We start from the raw sequence: 15,920 nt of genomic DNA, 5'->3' as shown, positions 1-15,920 counted from the left end.
TCTTATCAATGTTAAAAATTTCCGTACCAGCTACCTCTGCCAATTTGGGGCCAGGCTTCGATTCAATTGGTTTGGCTTTAGATTTGCAACTGACATTAACTGTCATTGGTCCTAGCCAGACTTGGCAGGTCGATCATCCGTTTGGACAGGAAGTGTCAAACGATGCCAACAACCTGATCGTCAAGACGGCCTTATCCCTAGTGCCGGATTTGACGCCACAACGGATTCAAGTGACTTCTAAGATTCCGCTAGCGCGAGGCCTTGGTAGCAGTTCAACAGCTATCATTGCTGGGTTAGCAATGGCGAACGAACTAGCGTCTGCACCAGTTTCTAAGCAAGCACTATTACTCAAAGCGACTGAATTAGAGGGTCACCCCGATAATGTGGCACCCGCAATTTTGGGCGGCTTAGTGGTTGCAACCTATGTCGATCAAAAGGTGCAGGCGGTTCAACTGCCCACACCAGACCTGTTTGCCAGCGTTTATGTGCCTAATGAAGAATTGTTAACTTCTGCGAGCCGGAGTGCTTTACCAGCAACCTTGCCATTCAAGCAAGCCATTGCTGGTAGTAGTATTGGGAATACCTTGGTCGCGGCATTAGCGATGAAAAACTGGTCGTTGGCATTAGCTCTGCTAGAACAAGACCAGTTCCATGAGCAGTATCGTGCCAAATTGGTCCCAGCGCTCGCACTGATTAGGAAAATGGCTCATGAAATGGGGCTGGTAGGAACTTATTTGAGCGGTGCTGGGCCAACGATTGTGACACTTGGCAAGCAGGCAGATTTACTTAAATTACAAACAAAGCTACAACAAAATCCGGCTTTAACCGGTCAATATCATCTGTTACCAGTTGATGCACAAGGTGTAACCGTCACTAAATCTTAATTAGACCTTGTCAGACTCACGACATTTTGTTAAAATGGTTTTTGTGAGTTATTGATGCGGCCATGGCGGAATTGGCAGACGCGCAAGATTAAGGATCTTGTGAGGGTTAACCTCATGGAAGTTCGAATCTTCTTGGCCGCACTAAATTGTTGAAGCACTATAAACGTTGTTAAAACGGCGTTTGTGGTGCTTTTTTGTCTTAAAAAAAGAGGCGTTCTTTCTGACGTCGTTATGGGGTGAGAGTGGTTAGACTTGTTTTTTATTACATTATTTATAAGCAGTTTTACTTCAACCCAACAATTACCAGCATTATAATTAACCTAATCAAATTGTCACTTGAGTAACAATTAAAGAGGCGGTTAATATGCACAACAAACAATGGGGGTTAGTTGGGACATTCAGTCTGTTATTAGGCTTGGGATTAAGCCAGGTCACTCTTGCAAAAGCAGCAACTAGTGATCGCATTACCGGAATTCGAACGACTGAAGTCAAGACTTTTCGGACCAATAGTCAAAATGGCAATGGGTATCATATCACGGTCTTACCACAACAACGTGTGCGTTTACGGCCGAACCTACAACTGGCACAGCATCAAGACACGATTTGGACCCGGTCGGAGCAAGCCTATATCACCCGCCGTGGTCAGAAGCTTCTATATTATTATGTTGAAAATGCCGCTGGTCAAAGTGGTTGGATCTGGCAAGGTTATTTGAAGCCAACTAGTTATCATTTGGCTGTACCGATAGTTTCTCAGCTGCCGGAATTACCAACGGGTTGCGAAATTACCGCGGTTGATATGATGTTGCAATATGCAGGGGCGAAGGTTAATAAACTACAGCTGGCGAGTGAGATGCCTCGGAGCGATGATCCTAATCAAGGATTTGTGGGCGAACCAGATTCGGAATATGGCTATGGCCTCTATATTTATCCGCGTGGACTGCTCTCAACGGTTCAGCGCCATGTGGGGAGCGCGGTTGACTTGACTGGGATTAGTTTGACGCAACTCAAGGCCCAGATCCTACGAAGACATCCAGTCGTGGTGTGGGTTGCGAACATTGACGGCTTTGCCACCCATGCCTTAACGGTGACGGGTTTTGATGAAGATCGTATTTATTTCAATGATCCATGGACCGGACAAGCGACGCACTTATCGAGTGGTGCGTTTAATATTGCTTGGCAAGGTAACCAGTTTCGCGCGTTAAGTTATTAAGATAACGAAATAAGGGTTAAGAATATCAATTGTTTCGTAAAATTACATTAAAAAATACACTAATTTGATACACAAATTGCAATAGTGACCACTGTATCATAATTAGTGTATCAATTAAAAAGCACTAATACCGGCAATTGGCATTTAGTGTATTTTGGCACGGAATTTGCATATATAATAGTGAGTGCGAAAAGATTGCGCTTACAGAATCACAATAACTTAGGTTACAGGCTATTTAGACATTATTTATTCATTTCCTATGACTGTAACAAAAAAATAGGAGGTACAAAGATGGTAAGCATTATCATTGCTAGTCATGGCGAATTTGCCAAAGGCATCTATCAATCTGGTTCAATGATTTTCGGCGAACAAGAAAACGTTCAACCCGTTACGTTGATGCCTAGCGAAGGCCCTGACGACATTAAGGCTAAGTTGGAAAAAGCTATTGCTTCTTTCGACGATCAAGACCAAGTCTTGTTCTTAGTCGATCTTTGGGGTGGCACACCTTTCAACCAAGTCAACGGCTTGTTTGAAGCACATAAGGACAAATGGGCGATTGTTGCCGGTTTGAACTTACCAATGTTAATTGAAGCCTATGCATCACGGCTCTCAATGGACTCAGCTCATGAAATCGCCACTCACATTATTGAAACGGCGAAGGATGGGGTTAAAGTTCGCCCTGAAGCATTAGCACCTAAGGAAGCCCCTAAAGCGGCTGCTAATAGTGGTGCAAGTGCTGGCCGTCCCGGCAAGTTCGAATATGTGCTTGCACGGATCGACTCACGTTTGTTACATGGTCAGGTTGCAACAGCCTGGAGCAAGACGGTTAACCCAACTCGGATTATCGTCGTTTCAGATAACGTTGCCAAAGACAACTTACGGACACAAATGATTATCCAAGCTGCACCAAATGGTGTTAAGGCCCACGTGGTCCCAATTGATCAAATGATCAAGTTAGCTAAGGATGATAAACACTTCGGTGGTCAAAAAGCCTTGTTATTATTCGAAACACCACAAGATGCTTTGAAAGCCATCAAGGGTGGCGTGCCGTTGGATACCTTGAACATTGGTTCCATGGCACATTCCGTTGGTAAAGTTCAACCTAACAAAGTTTTGGCATTTAACCAAGATGATATCGACACTTACCATGAATTGGAAAAGATGGGCATCAAGATGGATGTTCGTAAAGTTCCAACTGATGGTCAAGATAATCTCGATCACATTATGGATAAAGCTGAAAAGATGCTGAAAGAACAAGCGAATAGTTAATTAACTATCGGAGAAAAATGGAGGATTAAATCATGAATTTGAACGCGATTCAAATGATTTTAGTCGTGTTAGTCGCATTTTTAGCTGGTATGGAAGGTATTTTGGATGAATTCCATTTCCATCAGCCAGTTGTAGCCTGCGCATTAATCGGCTTAGTTACCGGACAATTAGTCCCATGTATTATTTTAGGTGGTAGTCTTCAAATGATCGCTTTAGGCTGGTCAAACGTTGGTGCCGCTGTTGCCCCTGATGCCGCATTAGCAGCTATTGCATCTGCAATTATTTTAGTACTTGGTGGCCAAGGCCGTGCCGGAGTTTCATCAGCCATTGCCATTGCCGTACCTTTGGCTGTTGCTGGTTTGTTACTTACCATCCTTGCACGTACGATTGCAACCTTGATCGTGCATATCATGGACCGTGCTGCTGAAGAAGGTAGCTTTGCAAAAATTGACATGTGGCAAATGATTGCCATTGCAATGCAAGGCTTACGTATCGCTATTCCAGCTGCATTGATCTTAGCCGTTGGTGCTGGTCCCGTTAAATCTATGTTGAACGCTATGCCTACTTGGTTGACAGATGGTTTGTCAATCGGTGGTGGGATGGTCGTTGCCGTTGGGTATGCCATGGTTATTAACATGATGGCTACTCGTGAAGTATGGCCATTCTTCGTTTTAGGTTTCGTCTTAGCTGCGATTTCTGAATTGACACTTATTGCCTTAGGTGGTATCGGTGTTGCTATGGCCCTCATCTACTTGAACCTTTCTAAAATGGGTGGTTCTGGTAATGGTGGCGGTTCTGGTACCGGTGACCCTGTCGGCGATATCATCGACAAGTATTAGCGAAGGAGGAAAACTAAAATGGCTGATCAAATTAAATTAAGCAAATCAGATCGTATTCATGTTTGGTGGCGTTCAACGTTCCTCCAAGGTTCTTGGAACTATGAACGGATGCAAAACGGTGGTTGGGCTTACTCATTAATCCCAGCTTTGAAAAAGTTATATACGACTAAAGAAGATCGTGCCGCTGCTTTAAAGCGTCACATGGAATTCTTTAACACTCATCCTTACGTGGCTTCACCAATTATTGGTGTTACCATGGCGCTTGAAGAAGAACGTTCTAATGGGGCTCCCATTGACGACGTTACCATTCAAGGGGTTAAAGTTGGGATGATGGGTCCATTGGCCGGTGTTGGTGACCCAGTCTTCTGGTTCACGGCTAAGCCTATTATCGGTGCCTTAGCTGCTTCCCTTGCACTGGGTGGTAGTATCATGGGTCCTATCTTGTACTTCGTTGTTTGGAATATTATGCGGATGGCATTTATGTGGTACACACAAGAACTTGGCTACAAAGCCGGTTCTGCAATTACTGAAGATTTATCAGGTGGTATCTTACAAGACATTACCAAAGGTGCTTCTATCTTAGGGATGTTCATCTTACCAGCCTTGATCGAACGGTGGGTCAATGTTGACTTCAGTCCGGTTAAAGTTTCATCAATCAAGCAAGCTAAGGGTGCTTACATTGACTGGGATAAATTGCCAGCCGGTGCTAAGGGTGTCAAGGAAGCTTTAGTACAACAAAAAGCTGGTTTATCATTGGACAAGTACAAGGTTACGACCTTGCAAGATAACTTGAATCAATTAATTCCAGGTTTAGCAGCCTTGATCATTACTTTCCTTTGCATGTGGTTATTAAAGAAGAAAGTTTCACCAATCTGGATCATCTTCGGTTTATTCGCCTTTGGTGTTATCATGCACGTTCTTGGTGTTATGTAGAGATGATTTGATTCAATCTGAGTCATTGACTTAGGTCTTAAGAGATGGACTCATCTGAGTTCATCTCTTTTTGTCAAAACGGGGCTTTGCGAAAAAAGCGTCGGCGCCGTATAATCGGTGTTATCAAGAGAAAGAAATGGAGACATTTAAATGGTTCAATCGCTTAATACCAAGGTTGATATGGTTGTTGACGGCAATTCGCATTTAGGCCTGACTGATTACGGCAAAATTATGGTTGGTGATCACGGTTTTGAATTTTACGATAACCGTAATGCCAAAAACTACATCCAGATTCCTTGGAAGGAAGTTGACGTGGTGATTGTGTCAGTGATGTTTAAGGGCCGTTGGATTCCACGTTATGGTTTTCGAACCAAGAAAAACGGGACTTACACGTTTTCATCTAAGCAACCACGGAAAGTTTTACGGGAAGTTCGTAAATACATTAAACCGGACCATATCGTTCGTTCATTAACATTTTTTGATGTTTTGAAACGGGCTTTCAAAGGTAAAAATCAAAGCAGTTATTTGAAATAAGTACCAGTAAGCTGAAAAGGCGACCAGTGATGGTGGCCTTTTTTGCTGTCTAAAAGGCTAACAAGAATATCCGTAGTGTATTGATACACTTGTGTGTTAAGATTAGACATAATTAAGCGTTTACTAGAACGTAACGACTGTAATCCAAAGGAGTGGCTCAGTTGACTAGAAAAGCACGAATATTTGAGTTTGTCCGCCAGCATTGTGATGCCGCGGGACTGACAACTGAGATGGTTGCACAAGCGCTCGCATTGGCGCGCTCAAATGTTAGTAAGGAATTAAATACGTTAGTTCGTGAGGGTCAGCTGACCAAACTAACTGGCCGGCCGGTGCGATACACACAACCGGAACTGGCACCAACCAGCGCCGTGGCTCCCGCACAATCTCGGCCGACACAAGCTAAGCATCAGTCAAAATCCGTGGGGACAACGACTGCGCCAAAAGTGGCGGCAACGGATATTTTTGAGAGTATGATTGGCACCCACGAGAGCTTACAAAATCAGGTTGAACAGGCGAAAGCGGCGATTTTATATCCGCCACGTGGCCTGAATACATTGGTGATTGGCCCGACCGGTTCTGGGAAAACTTATTTTGCGAATACGATGTATGAGTTTGCTGAAACGCAAGGGGTATTGACGAATCCTCAAGGGCTGATTACTTTCAATTGCGCGGATTACGCCCACAATCCTGAACTCTTAATGTCACATCTGTTTGGCTACATTAAAGGGTCATTTACTGGTGCGAATGAAGATAAAGATGGTCTAATTCAAGAAGCTGATGGGGGGATGCTCTTCCTTGACGAAGTGCATCGGCTGCCACCAGAAGGTCAAGAAATGATCTTCTATTTTATGGATCATGGCACTTATTCTCGACTCGGTGAAACGGCTAAGAATCATCATGCTAACGTCCGCTTGGTTTGTGCGACAACTGAAGATCCCAAAAGTTCGTTATTACAGACTTTTGTGCGCCGGATTCCGATTACAATCCAATTACCTGCCTTTAACCAGCGTTCGGCTAAAGAACGTTTGGCCTTGCTTAAGGCCTTGCTTTCTTTGGAAGCAGCCCGGATTAATAAACAGATTCGGCTCACTGAAGACGTGGTACAAGCTTTACTCGGGTCAGTGACTTATGGGAACGTTGGACAATTAAAGTCCAATATCCAGTTGGTTTGTGCCCAAGGTTTTGTAAACAGCATTGAAAATGATACAGAAATCAACATTACCATGGACGATTTGCCCCAAAACATTCGTAGTGGCTTGATGACTGTGGCGTCAAATCGCCATGAACTTGGTGCGATTTCAGAATTGTTGGATCCGGTTTTGATTGTTAAGCCGAATGATGGGCCAACACCATTGCGCAACAAGAATGATAATTATGAATTACCTTATAATTTGTATGAAATTATTGGCGATAAAGCTTCTTTATTACGGCGAGAAGGATTAGACAAAGAACATATTAACCGGTTCATCACGACGGATATTAATTTACATTTGAAGTCATTTTATAAGCAGACTCAATTGAATGTTTCCCCAGAAAATAAACTTGCTGAAATTGTGGATCAAGATGTCATCGACTTTACGAAAACGGCGCAAGCAACGATTCAGGAAATGCTCGGCTATAATTTTAAAGATAATTTTATTTATGCCGTTAGTCTACACATTAGTTCGTTCATCAAGCGAATTCAGGCTGGCAAACCGATGCGTCAGATGAGTGCGGATATGTTGGCAATGGTTAAGGAGTATCCCGCTGAAATTAAGGCGGCCCAAGTCTTAAAGCAGAGCTTGGATGAGCGTTACCATTTACCAATCCCACAATCAGAAGTGTATTATTTAGCGATTTTATTGATTTCATTGAAATCCATGCAATTGGACGGCAAAGTTGGGGTGTTTGTCGCGGCCCATGGAATGAGTACGGCTTCTTCAATGACGCAAGTCGTCGGCCAATTACTGGACGATTACGACGCAGCGGCGTTTGACATGCCGCTTGATATGGACCCGGAAGTGGCATATGGTCACGTTAAAACTCAGATTCAAAATTTGGATGCTGGCAATGGTGTCTTAATGTTAGTTGACATGGGTTCACTGACGACCTTTGGCAAACGGCTACAAAAAGAGACCGGGATTCCTATTCGGACGATTGATATGGTGACGACACCGGTCGTTTTGGAAGCAGTTCGTAAGTCGGGACTGATCGATAGTGATCTGGAAACGATTTATCGTGAATTGGTCGGTTTTAAGGGCTACTCGCGAATTTCTCGTAATTTGCCGACCGAAAAGGCGACTGAGTTGATTGAACCAGCCACGTCCACGACACCAGATGAAAATCATCGAGCAATTATCGCCATTTGTGCGACCGGTGTGGGGACTGCTGAACGAATTAAGACCATTCTTGATAGTTTGTTAGCGCAAAACTTTATTGAAGGGATTACGGTCTTTCCGATTTCGGTTGTGGACATGTCGACTCGACTGGCACAAATCAGCCGTAGTTACAAAATAATTGCGGCCACTGGGATTGCTAAGCCCAAGTTAGATGTGCCATTTATTTCGTTAGAGGAATTGTTACAGGGCGGTGGTGAAAAGTTTATCGATCAGTTGGCGATGGGCTTGAATTCACCACAAAGTAAGTTAACCGATGCTCAGAAATTAACCCCGGAGTTATGTGAAAAGTATCTTGGCGATTATTTCACTTTCTTAAATCCGCGTAAATTGACCCCAATCCTGTGGCAATACAGTGAAGTAATTAGCCAAAAACTAGCTGACCCGATGTCAAATGCTTTTCGAATTGATTTGATTATGCATTTGGCCGGGGCGTTGGAGCGCACAGCGATTAAGGATCAGATGACGGCACCGGAGGAAGAACTGCCGACGATGACCAGTTCCAAGTGGTATCCAGTTGTCCAGCAGGCGAACCAACAGTTAACAGATCAATTACAATTATCATTTTCTGACGCGGAAAATTATTATATTGTGCAATTATTAGAAACCCATCAGGCTAAGTTAGCTTAACCTGATACACTACTTGGCATGTTTCTTGCATGTATAGTAGTGATGAGATTATTAAAGAAAAAGGGAGGCTATTTTAAAATGCTAGCGTTTGTCGTTGTAAGTCACGGTGAGTTTGCCAATGGCGTGGTCAATTCATCTTATATGATTTTTGGACAACAGGAAAAAGTACAAACGGTCACGTTCAATTTGGACGAGGACCCCGAAGATTTAACAGAAAAGCTCGATGCTGCGATTGCCACGTTTGATGTTGATGATCAAGTCCTATTCTTAGTTGATTTGTGGGGTGGCTCACCATTCAATGCGGCCAGTCGGATTGTCGCAGAACATACCGACCGGATGGGCTTAATTACGGGGCTCAATTTGCCGATGCTGATTGAAGCCTATACTGTTCGTGATAAACCAATTGATGAAGTTATTGCGCATTTGGAAGAAACCGGTAAGATCGGAATCAAGCATCTTGAACTATTACAAGATGGCGGGGAAGATGACGTCCTATGACGATGACGGTCCGGTTAGCACGGATTGATAGTCGTCTATTGCACGGCCAGGTTGCAACGGTTTGGACGAAAACAGTCGCGCCAAATCGTATTTTGGTCGTGTCTGACAGTGTTGCCAAAGATGAATTGCGTAAAATGTTGATTGTTCAGGCCGCGCCACCTGGTGTCAAAGCGAATGTCATTACCGTTGATAAAATGATCCAGATCTATCATGATCCGCTATTTGATGGCGTCAAACCGTTGATTTTGACTGACACACCACAAAATATGGCGCGCTTAGTCGCCGGCGGCTTGGATTTTCGGGCGACGGGAATTGATATTGGTAGTTTGGCTTATACAGCAGGCATGGTGATGGTGACTAATGCGATTGCGGTCGGTCCAAGCGAGGCGGCGGCTTTGTATCAATTGCAGGCGGCTGGCTTAGCAATCTTTGCCCAGAAGGTTCCGACTGATAAACGTGTTGACGTCATGCCTTTGCTAGCAAAAAATGGCTTTGAAGCGACAACTAAATAGCTGTCTATGAATAAGTGCTGTCGGTTTCTGACTGAGACAGTACTTTTTTAGTACGATTGCTAACTATGTCAGCAGTTTTCACACGTTAATGAATGGGCGTTCCATGGCGCTTGTCTAAGGATTTGACTAAAATTCAGGCGCAAACTTTGACCTGACGCATTTTATTGATAAAATTAAACCAATAAACATAATTATATTGCGTCGAAAATTACGGGGGTCAGCAGATGACAATCTATAGTAAGATCACCGCCGCTGGGCAGTACGTCCCACAGCGCGTGGTTACCAATAATGAATTAGCAGCAATCATGGATACGACGGATGACTGGATTCAATCACATACCGGTATCGTGACACGTCACTTTGCCATGGATGATGAAAATACGTCGGCGCTCGCGACCCAAGTGGCGCAGCAATTGTTGACGAAGAGTGGGTTGTCGGCGAGTGCCATTGACTTGATTATTGTGACGACGATTACGCCGGATGCTTTGACGCCAGCCACCGCTTGTTTAGTTCAAGCGAATATTGGTGCGGACAATGCTTTTGCTTTTGACATGAGCGCGGCTTGTGCCGGCTTCACCTTCGGCCTGTCGACCGCTGACAAATTTATTCGAAGTGGTCAATATCAAAACGTGATGGTGATCAGTGCGGAAGTAAATTCCAAGATGATGGATTTTAAAGACCGAACGGCGGCCGTGTTTTTCGGCGATGGTGCTGGTGGTGTCTTGATGCAACCAACGAGTCATCCAGCCGAAAATAGTATCTTGGCCGAAAAACTCCAGACACAAGGTAACGCAACGGTGATTCATTCGGGCCGGGTCCAACCAATTAAGAACATTAGTGCCGATAATTATCCCCAAACGGATGCCTTTTATCAGGCCGGTCGCGAAGTGTTTCAATTTGCGACGACAGTCGTGCCTGAACAAATGAAAACGTTACTGAATACTGCTGAAGTTTCCCCTGAAGACTTGCAATACGTTATCTGTCATCAAGCTAATTTACGGATTATTGAACAAATTGCCGCGAAATTAGCGTTGCCAATGGCGAAGTTTCCACACAATGTGCAGAAATTCGGTAATACATCTTCGGCAGGTGTGGCCATGGCGTTAGCCGGGGTCTTCGACCAGTTGACTGGTCCAGTTTTATTGACGGCTTTTGGTGGCGGCTTAGCCTACGGATCAATTTTAATTAAAAAATAGAGGTAATCATGATGGACTTAAAGGATTTAGATCGGTTAGTTGAGAAATACGACCGGCAAGGCTACCAACAGATTCGCGTTAAAGCAGGCGAACTAGAAATTGAAGTCTCACGTCAGGCGACTGTGGCGAAGACTGATACAACCGATGTTGCGGCAGCTACGGATGAGGATCAGACCATTACGAGTCCAATGGTTGGGGTCATGCATTTATCGCCGGACTTAACAGTTGGTCAAACGGTGACGAAGGGGCAAGAATTGGGACAAATTGAGAGTATGAAATTATTCAATCCCTTGGTTTGCCCACAGACTGGGACGTTGACGACGATTTTAGTTGAAGAAGGCGCCACTGTTGAATTTGGACAACCATTATTTAAAATGCGAGAGGATCGGTAGGAATGTTTCACAAGCTGCTAATTGCTAACCGTGGTGAAATTGCCATTCGGATTATCAAAGCCTGTCGACAACTGAATATTAAAACGGTGGCGGTGTGCTCAACAGCGGACCGCCAGGCTTGGTATACACAATTGGCCGATGAAGTCGTTTGTATTGGACCAGCGCCAGCGACTGATTCGTATTTAAACGCGGAAGCAATTCTCATGGCTGCTATTAATACGCATGCAGATGCCATTCATCCCGGTTACGGATTTTTAGCAGAAAACGCGGATTTTGCGGCGATGTGTGCGGAATGCGGAATTACTTGGGTTGGTCCACAGGCAAGTCAGATCAAGCTGATGGGAAACAAGTCGCGGGCCAAAGACTATGCGCGTCAACAACGGGTTCCGGTTTTAGCTGGTGCCTCAATTCAAGGGTTGGCGTGGCCACAAATTAAGCGCTTGGCGACAGAAATGGGCTTTCCACTAGTTTTAAAGGCCAGTCACGGTGGCGGCGGCAAGGGAATTCGAGTGCTTTCAGATATCCAGGCGCTACACCAACAATTACGAGCTGCACGGCAGGAAGCCGCGGCCGCCTTTTTAAATGATGCGATGTATTTGGAACACTTTCTCCCCAGAGCCCGGCACATAGAAGTGCAGGTCTTAGGCGCTGGTGACCAGCTTTATATTTTAGGCGATCGGGATTGTAGCCTGCAGTTACATAAGCAAAAAGTGTTAGAAGAAAGTCCGGCGAGTGTTTTGACTGATGACCAGCGGCAGCAGTTGTATCAACTATCACGCCAATTATTAGTCAAGTTGGCCTATCAGAGCTTGGGAACGATTGAGTATTTATTTGCTGATGGCGCGTTTTATTTCATGGAAATGAACACCCGGCTACAAGTCGAACATGGCGTGACCGAATTGACGACTGGGATTGATATTGTCGAGGCGCAGCTTAAACAAGCGGCGGGAGCACCCTTGGAACTGCCGCGGTTGACTGGTAAAAAAAAGCCTTGCATTGCGATTGAAGCCCGACTGACGGCCAGTTTGCCTTTAAAACAAACTTTGATTAAGCAACTTGATTGGCCGAGCGGAGTTCGAGTCGATACGGGGTATCGGACTGGCGATCATTTTGTCACCATGTACGACGGTTTGATTGCAAAGTTGATGGTGACGGGGGCGACACGTGCAATTGCGGTTAAACGATTGCAAGCCGCTTTAGCAGCAGTCAAACTAGTCGGGCCAACGACTAATTTGGCCTTTTTACAGCAGACGGTTGCGCGACCGGAATATGCGACCGATACTTATTCGATCCACAGCTTAGCACAATGGGAGGATGAAAAATGAGCCATTATCCAGCAGCAGGGACTTGGACGAGCTGCCCTGCCTGTGGTCGTCACGTGCATCAAAGCCAATGGGGACACTGGCAACAATGTCCATATTGTCATTATTGGCAACGATTGACGGCGACTGACCGGGTGGCACAATTAGTTGATTCTGGGACTTTCATGCCCTTAAAAACAACGGCGAAATCACATAATCAACTGAATTTTCCTAATTATGATGAAAAGCTTGAACAGGCTGAACGGAAGACAGGTGAAGCTGAGGCAGTGACGACGGGATGGGCTACCATTGGGTCTTGGCCGGTCATGTTGATGGTGATGGATTCTCATTTTATGATGGGGACCTTGAACACGAGTGTGACCCGTCGAATGATTAAAGCAATGCAGGCCGCTCGGCAGCGAGCAGTTCCCGTGGTGATTGTCACGGCTTCTGGTGGCGCGCGGATGCAAGAAGGCTTGTATGCGTTGGTCGGCATGAATTTAATTTTGGCGGAAGTCGCGCGTTTAGCCGCCGCTAAGTTGCCGTTGATTACTGTTTTGACTGATCCCACGATGGGTGGCGTTTCCGCGAGCTTTGCCTTTAAAGGTGATGTGATTGTGGCAGAAGCTGGTGCAACGATTGGCTTTGCCGGTGCGCGCGTCATTCAGCAGACCATGCCAACCACGTTGCCAGTGGCATTTCAATCTGCGGAGCGTTTACTTGAACACGGGCAATTGGATGCCGTTGTCGTACGGCCAGAATTAAGGTCATACTTAATTAATGTTTTAGCGAGCTATCAACAGTTAGGGAGGCCTGATCATGGATGAACGACTACGACGATTACGGGCAGCTGACCGAATTAGCGCGCCGATGGTCATCAAGGCCCTATTGCCAACATTAGTACGCCAACATGGCGATCGTGTTTTAGGCGATGACCAAGCATTAACCGCAGGCTTTGGGCGCACGGCGCAACAACAAGGATTGGCTGTTTTAGGCGTTGATCGCGGGCATGATTTGGTCACGCGCCGGCAAAAAAATGGCGGGGCATTGACTGTGGCCGGATATCGAACGGCTTTACGAGTTATCGAGCACGCGGAAAAGTTTGATTTGCCAGTCGTTAGTTTAATTAATATGCCGGGCGCGGATGCTAGTCCGAAGTCGGAACGCTTTGGTCAAAGCCAAGCGATTGCTGACCTGATTGCTGCGATGGGGCAACTAACCGTACCAAACGTGGTCGTATTTTTAGGTGAAGGCCATAGTGGCGGTGCGCTTGCGTTTGCCAATGCAAACGCAATTATCATGTTAGATGATAGTCTGTTTAATGTCGCGTCACCAGAAGCGGTCGCGGCGATTTTACATGGTCAACAGACCGTTAGTGATGCAATTGACCTACTACCGATGACGGCAAGTGATTTGCAGCAGCGAGGGTTGGTTGATCATGTTATCGATCATACGCAGCCTGATTTGGTCCAAGTGATCTGTCAGCAAATCATGGCAACGGTCACTGACCTAAAATCGCAGACTAATTTGACGCAGCAACGTGAAGCTAAGTTCCAAAGGTTCATGGACTGGTGGTCAGAACAATAATAGTAATTTTATTGTAAAAAATCATCTAGAGTAGACTTGTCCAAATTCAGCGCTCCGTCAGTCAAAATCGGTGTGCTGTGGGGGATGGTGCCAGCCCAAGGACGGTCTAGCGTCTCAATTCAAAGCCGATAACCCCGTCTTTGAATTGTCCCGCAGGATTAGTTGGCCAAGAACACGCCGACTAATCTTGCCGACACCGCACACCGATTTTGACTGACTCCGCTAAGCGGCAATATCTGACTATTTCCCGTAGCCTGATTATTGTCGTGGTGGAACAGAAGAACTTTCAACTTGCAACCTTTAAAAGATCAAAAAAGAAGCGTCTCCCTGAAATTTGGGAGGCGCTTTTGGTATTTAATAACCTTGTTGGGTAGTCGTTGTTGTACCTTGACCTTGAGTCGGGGTTGTTTGTGTATTGTCATAAGTTTGGGTCGAGTCTGTCGTTGTCCCATCCGTGGTGGTCGTTGATGAAGAAGACAATGTTGAACCACTGCCGGTTCCTGTTGACGCGGTCGTTTCAAAATATGACTTGGTTAAGCTAGCCGTTGAAAGTTGTAGATCTTTACGAATTCGCTTTGAGGTGTTGTAGCGTTCCGTTGCGGAGGCAACTTGATAGGAAAGCCCGTCAATAGTCGCATCCGTTCCTTGCAGTGTATAGGCGCGAGCATGATGTGAAGCGTTTTTGTACTTCGTATCAAGGGTGACCATATCGCTCCAAGTTAAATCAGTCCGCATATTGTTAGCTAATTCTTTGGTGATTTTTTCGATGTTAGCAATTGAACCCAATGAGTTCGACTGACTGACCATCGCCATGATGACTTGGCGTTGCCGCTTTTGGCGACCATAGTCACCTAATGGATCGTCATAACGCATCCGTGAATAATCCAAGGCGGCTGCCCCATTTAATTTTGTTTTGACGCCTTTTTTGACATCGGCGTGACCGTATTTAAATGTCAGGGATGGGGTAATAGTGACGCCCCCCATAGCGTTAACAATCTGCTTGAGGCCACCCATGTTAATGAGGACGTAGAAGTCGATCGGGAACTTAAGTAACTTTTGGACGGATTTGACGGCACCACTTGGCCCACCAATCGTGTACGCGGCATTGATCTTTTGAGATTGCCCGTTAATATTCACGAGCGTATCACGTGGAATACTCGTGAGGGTCATTTTTTCTTTTTTAGGATTAATTGTTGCCACAATCATGGTATCTGTCCGTGCGGAGAAAGATTTACCACGACCTAGCGCACCAGTATCAGTCCCTAACAATAGGATAGAGAAAGGTTTATTCTTTTTTAGAACAGCATCAACATTCCGTAGTTTCGCAGAACCAGTGCCTTCATAGGTTGTATTCATGGTGTTTTGAGCGGCATTCCAGGTTTTGATACCCCAGATTGACCCCACGGAACCAAGCGCGACAATGACCAGTAAGGCGATCAGGAGCCACGGGCGTCGCTTATGTGGTCGTAAATGTGGATTGCGTTGTTGACGTCGTCGGTAGCGTGTTTCTCGGGGGCCCATTGGCTCATTGTTATTTTCTGACATTTTAGTTCCTCGTTATCTCGTATTTTTACTGATCTCATTTTATGCCGAATATCAATTTTTCGTCCCAAAATTAGATTGATTTAAAAAGATTTTAACAATCAATGATTGACTGAGTTCGATTTAGCTAACTGGAACACAATTATAGAATACTATAAGTAAATTTGTAGGCGGTGTCAAACAATTGCGGGTTTGAGTTGGCTACAAGCGACTTAAAA

The 15,920-nt window shown here is 45.2% G+C and carries 15 protein-coding genes and 1 tRNA gene; 15 read left to right on the top strand and 1 reads right to left on the bottom strand.

Features of this window, described 5'->3' with window-relative positions; genetic code table 11:
• Positions 1-8 precede the first annotated feature (8 nt).
• The 15 genes from thrB (at position 9) to accA (ending at position 14,160) form a co-directional block, all read left to right on the top strand.
• Positions 9-884, top strand: coding sequence for a homoserine kinase (thrB, locus tag FFM64_RS02180; RefSeq protein ID WP_137606350.1), 876 nt, complete (start codon positions 9-11; stop codon positions 882-884).
• Between the two features lie 56 nt (positions 885-940).
• Positions 941-1,025: transfer RNA gene (locus FFM64_RS02175), tRNA-Leu, on the top strand.
• A gap of 223 nt (positions 1,026-1,248) precedes the next feature.
• Positions 1,249-2,094: a C39 family peptidase gene (locus FFM64_RS02170; protein ID WP_137606349.1), complete on the top strand. Its 846-nt coding sequence runs from the start codon at positions 1,249-1,251 to the stop codon at positions 2,092-2,094.
• Between the two features lie 291 nt (positions 2,095-2,385).
• The gene (locus tag FFM64_RS02165; protein ID WP_137606348.1) at positions 2,386-3,363 is read left to right on the top strand and encodes a mannose/fructose/sorbose PTS transporter subunit IIA; all 978 of its coding nucleotides are present in this window, start codon (positions 2,386-2,388) and stop codon (positions 3,361-3,363) included.
• 32 nt (positions 3,364-3,395) lie between these two features.
• Positions 3,396-4,202, top strand: coding sequence for a PTS mannose/fructose/sorbose transporter subunit IIC (locus FFM64_RS02160; protein ID WP_137606347.1), 807 nt, complete (start codon positions 3,396-3,398; stop codon positions 4,200-4,202).
• 18 nt (positions 4,203-4,220) lie between these two features.
• Positions 4,221-5,135, top strand: coding sequence for a PTS system mannose/fructose/sorbose family transporter subunit IID (locus FFM64_RS02155; protein WP_137606346.1), 915 nt, complete (start codon positions 4,221-4,223; stop codon positions 5,133-5,135).
• 150 nt (positions 5,136-5,285) lie between these two features.
• Positions 5,286-5,669, top strand: a complete 384-nt coding sequence (locus tag FFM64_RS02150; RefSeq protein ID WP_137606345.1) for a DUF956 family protein — start codon at positions 5,286-5,288, stop codon at positions 5,667-5,669.
• A gap of 161 nt (positions 5,670-5,830) precedes the next feature.
• On the top strand, positions 5,831-8,674 hold the full coding sequence (locus tag FFM64_RS02145) for a sigma-54-dependent transcriptional regulator (RefSeq protein ID WP_137606344.1): 2,844 nt from the start codon (positions 5,831-5,833) through the stop codon (positions 8,672-8,674).
• A 78-nt stretch (positions 8,675-8,752) separates the two neighbouring features.
• Complete coding sequence (locus tag FFM64_RS02140; protein ID WP_137606343.1) at positions 8,753-9,172, top strand: PTS sugar transporter subunit IIA; 420 nt, start codon at positions 8,753-8,755, stop codon at positions 9,170-9,172.
• Entirely contained in the window at positions 9,169-9,684 is a 516-nt protein-coding gene (locus tag FFM64_RS02135; protein ID WP_137606342.1) for a PTS sugar transporter subunit IIB, read from the top strand. Before FFM64_RS02140 ends, FFM64_RS02135 begins: the two co-directional genes overlap by 4 nt.
• Positions 9,685-9,908: 224 nt before the next feature.
• Positions 9,909-10,880 carry a beta-ketoacyl-ACP synthase III gene (locus FFM64_RS02130; RefSeq protein ID WP_137606341.1) on the top strand — a complete coding sequence of 324 codons (972 nt, stop codon included), beginning with the start codon at positions 9,909-9,911 and terminating at the stop codon, positions 10,878-10,880.
• Positions 10,881-10,891: 11 nt separating this feature from the next.
• Positions 10,892-11,272: an acetyl-CoA carboxylase biotin carboxyl carrier protein gene (locus tag FFM64_RS02125; protein WP_137606340.1), complete on the top strand. Its 381-nt coding sequence runs from the start codon at positions 10,892-10,894 to the stop codon at positions 11,270-11,272.
• 2 nt (positions 11,273-11,274) lie between these two features.
• The gene (locus tag FFM64_RS02120; protein ID WP_137606339.1) at positions 11,275-12,597 is read left to right on the top strand and encodes an acetyl-CoA carboxylase biotin carboxylase subunit; all 1,323 of its coding nucleotides are present in this window, start codon (positions 11,275-11,277) and stop codon (positions 12,595-12,597) included.
• Positions 12,594-13,400: an acetyl-CoA carboxylase carboxyltransferase subunit beta gene (locus FFM64_RS02115; RefSeq protein WP_137606338.1), complete on the top strand. Its 807-nt coding sequence runs from the start codon at positions 12,594-12,596 to the stop codon at positions 13,398-13,400. Before FFM64_RS02120 ends, FFM64_RS02115 begins: the two co-directional genes overlap by 4 nt.
• Positions 13,393-14,160 carry a carboxyltransferase subunit alpha gene (accA, locus tag FFM64_RS02110; protein ID WP_137606337.1) on the top strand — a complete coding sequence of 256 codons (768 nt, stop codon included), beginning with the start codon at positions 13,393-13,395 and terminating at the stop codon, positions 14,158-14,160. Before FFM64_RS02115 ends, accA begins: the two co-directional genes overlap by 8 nt.
• A gap of 354 nt (positions 14,161-14,514) precedes the next feature.
• Here accA and FFM64_RS02105 read toward each other — a convergent pair whose 3' ends face one another.
• A complete protein-coding gene (locus FFM64_RS02105; RefSeq protein WP_137606336.1) occupies positions 14,515-15,705 on the bottom strand; it encodes an LCP family protein in 1,191 nt (396 codons plus the stop codon).
• Positions 15,706-15,920 lie beyond the last annotated feature (215 nt).

Source organism: Lactiplantibacillus daoliensis, assembly GCF_005405005.1.
In the GTDB taxonomy this organism is placed as follows: Bacteria; Bacillota; Bacilli; order Lactobacillales; family Lactobacillaceae; genus Lactiplantibacillus; species Lactiplantibacillus daoliensis.
The sequence above is the reverse complement of the archived record's forward strand: the minus strand, read 5'-3'. Positions and strand labels throughout refer to the sequence as shown.